The following is a 1,636-nucleotide window of genomic DNA, read 5'->3' on the forward strand; positions in this document are numbered from 1 at the left end:
TCTGGATCTGTTCGTTGAAAGACATGGCCAACTCCGTCCAAAGTTCAGAGATCCAGAAGATGATCCAATCTACAGCTCCCTGCATGGTATCTTTGGCCAATCGGACGGGTCGTCGAGGGTGTTAGGTGACGAAGCGGGCGTGACGGATAGGCTGGTGGCGTCCCCGCCAAGAGACACCGCCATGCTGCCCCTGCCCACCCGCTTCGCCGGGCTCATCCTGGCGTTCGCGCCGCTGTTCGTCCACCGCTCGTGGCGACACGCCCAGATCCTGCTGGTCGGCGCGATCCTGACGCCGGGGCGGCGCACTGTGACGAGTGTCCTGCGCATCATGGGCCGCGCGCAGGAGCGGCGGTTCGTGAACGCCCACCGCATCCTCAACCGGGCGGCGTGGTGCCCGCGCAGCGGCAGCCGCACCCTGCTCGGGCTCCTCGTCGACGCGTTCGCGCAACGCGGCCCCGTGGTCCTGGGACTGGACGACACGATCGAGCGCCGCCGCGGCAAGCGGATCGCGGCCAAGGGCATCTACCGTGATCCGGTTCGCTCCTCCCACAGCCATTTCGTCAAGGCGAGCGGGCTGCGCTGGATGAGCCTGATGTTGCTCGCCCCGATCCCCTGGGCGGGGCGCGTCTGGGCGCTGCCGTTCCTGACTGCGCTGGTGCTGTCCGAGCGCGCCTGTCGCGAACGGGGCCGTCGGCATAAGCCGTTGCTCGACGTCGGACGCCAACTCGCCCTCCAGGCCCGCCGCTGGCTGCCGGGGCGCGACCTAGTGGTGGTGGGCGACAGCGGCTTCTCGGCCTTGCTGTTCCTCGACGCGATGCGCCGCGCCCGCATCACGGCCATCACCCGCCTGCGGCTCGACGCAGCGCTCTACGACCCCGCCCCGCCGCGGCCGCCCGGCACGATCGGGCGCCCGCGGACCAAAGGCGCGCGGCTGCCTACGCTCGCCGCGACCCTCGCGGCCAAGGACACGCGCTGGCACGCGGTTGTGGTGCCGGGCTGGTACGGGGCCGGGCGAGCGCACGATCGAGATCGCCTCGGACACCGCGGTGTGGCGGCACGGCGGCCTGCCCGTCGTGCCGATCCGCTCTCGTGCTCATCCGCGATCCCGAGGCGCGCTTCCCGCCCCAGGCCCTGCTCTGCACCGAACCGACGCGCGAGCCCGCGCAAATCGTGGGGTGGTTCGTGCGGCGCTGGAACGTCGAGGTCACCTTCCAGGAAGTGCGCGCCCATCTCGGCGTCGAGACGCAGCGGCAGTGGTCCGACACGGCGATTGCCCGCACCACGCCCTGCCTGCTCGCCCTGTTCTCGATCGTCACGCTGCTGGCTGCACGGCTCCCGGCCCGCCAACGGCGACGCATCGCGGCCGCCGCGTGGTACCCCAAACCGCGCCCGACCTTCGCCGATGCCCTGGCCGCCGTGCGCTGTGCGATCTGGCGCGAGCGGACTTTGGCAACATCACTGCGCCGACCCGCCCGAACAAAACCCCGCTTCCGCTTGCCCGCGCCCTGGGCCTATGCCCTCTGCCACGCCGCATGAATGGCCAAAGATACCATGCAGGGAGCTGTAGATTGGATCATCTTCTGGATCTCTGAACTTTGGACGGAGTTGGCCATGTCTTTCAACGAACAGATCCAGA

The 1,636-nt window shown here is 69.5% G+C and carries 1 protein-coding gene and 1 pseudogene; both read left to right on the forward strand.

Annotated features, from left to right (window positions below; genetic code table 11):
• Window positions 1–181 precede the first annotated feature (181 nt).
• Window positions 182–922 (forward strand): annotated as a pseudogene (locus WDW90_RS36925) (IS701 family transposase); the annotation flags it as partial.
• A gap of 167 nt (window positions 923–1,089) precedes the next feature.
• On the forward strand, window positions 1,090–1,536 hold the full coding sequence (locus WDW90_RS36930; protein ID WP_336492694.1) for a hypothetical protein: 447 nt from the start codon (window positions 1,090–1,092) through the stop codon (window positions 1,534–1,536).
• The last annotated feature ends 100 nt before the right edge of the window (window positions 1,537–1,636 follow it).

Source organism: Methylobacterium nigriterrae, assembly GCF_037106235.1.
Lineage (GTDB): Bacteria > Pseudomonadota > Alphaproteobacteria > Rhizobiales > Beijerinckiaceae > Methylobacterium > Methylobacterium nigriterrae.